At 59.7% G+C, this 1,467-nt stretch carries 1 protein-coding gene and 1 pseudogene; both read left to right on the forward strand.

The features are described 5' to 3' along the window. Nucleotides 1-72: 72 nt before the first annotated feature. Nucleotides 73-939: a transposase gene (locus M3I56_RS40500; protein WP_254358651.1), complete on the forward strand. Its 867-nt coding sequence runs from the start codon at nt 73-75 to the stop codon at nt 937-939. 303 nt (nt 940-1,242) lie between these two features. After that, a pseudogene (locus M3I56_RS41495) lies at nt 1,243-1,341 on the forward strand (IS6 family transposase); the annotation flags it as partial. Between the last annotated feature and the right edge of the window lie 126 nt (nt 1,342-1,467).

Raw genomic sequence — 1,467 nt, forward strand, 5'->3', positions numbered from 1 at the left:
AGCCCCACCGGGAATGGCTTTCGGAGCTGGCGAGGGGGGAGCGGTTAAAGTCAGGGCTTTGCGGATGCGAAAATGGCTGCAAACCATGGCCGGCAGGCGATTCCCACGAAATTGAGTGAAGCGCAGTTCGGGCAATTTGTCTTGCCGCACCTGAGCCGGGGCCGGCGCGGCCCGCCGCCGACGTTGCCGTTACAGAGGATGTTCAACTACGTCCTGAAGGCGCTCTATATGGGGTGTCAATGGAAGATGATGCCGATCGAAACGGATGCAAAGGGGCTGCCTGAAATCCACCACACCCGCATCTACCGGATCATGCGACGCTGGCAGGCTGACGGCAGCATCGACCGGGTCTTCGCGGGCTCGGTCGATCAACTGCATCGGGACCCGCTCCTCGACCTCGCGAACATCCATGGCGACGGCACGACCACAGCGGCAAAGAAAGGCGGCGACAACCTGGGCTACAGCGGGCACAAGCATCTGAAGGGCGACAAGGTGGTGGCCTTCTGCGATCGCAACTGCAACATCATCGCGCCATTCGTGACGGCGCCGGGCAATCGCAACGAATCACCCCTGCTGCGTGACGCGCTACCCAAACTCACCGCCATGGCGCGCGCCATTGGTGCGAACCTGCAGGACTCAACCGTCAGTCTGGATGGCGTCTACGACTGCCGCGAAAACCGCCGTGCGATCTTCAACCGCGGCATGAGGCCCAACATTCCCGAGAACCCGCGTGGGCGCAAGGCACCGAAGCGCGGTCGCAGACGGCATTTCGACGCGGCCATCTTCGCGGAGCGCTTCAGCACCATCGAGCGCGTGTTCGCCTGGGAGGACACCTTCCGCCGCCTGCTGCTGCGCTTCGAACGCATCAGTGCCGTGCACTACGCGCTCAAGACGCTCGCCTACACGATGATCAACCTGAGGCACTACTGCCGCAGCTGATCGCGGCCCTCAGGGCGGCCTGTCGCTACTTCGCCGGCGCATTGCGCCATGGCCGCGCGCGTCGTTACCATGTCGATCACTTCGCAAATCAGACTTCCGCTTCGCGTTGCCTGTCTTGCCAACTCATGCATTTCATGAAACATATGCATTACTGATCAAATGCAACTTCAGTCTGCTTGAAACCCGTAATCAGTTGTCAAAGATACCACTGCGCCCGCAGTCTGGGAGGCCGTCCTGTCTGCTTGATGAGTTATCCTCTATATAACAACAATCTCGTATACACCGCCTATTTGCACCAGAGTCCCCTTATCGAGCTTCGGTCCGATTCGCCAGCACTTCGCGCGCAAGCGACATTCACTGCGTGCATCACTCTATCGCAAACAGCTCGCCGCACGCTTTGCCGGCGTGGCATCGCTTCTCTCACCCAAGTTCCGTCCAATTTCTGGGCAAATGCACGTCCTGTACGCTCTTGCGTCTCGAATACCTTAACGTGACAACGCCGTGCGCTTGGGCCATTCGTGAAAATCT

This window comes from Paraburkholderia sp. CNPSo 3281, assembly GCF_024206515.1.
Taxonomy (GTDB): domain Bacteria; phylum Pseudomonadota; class Gammaproteobacteria; order Burkholderiales; family Burkholderiaceae; genus Paraburkholderia; species Paraburkholderia nodosa.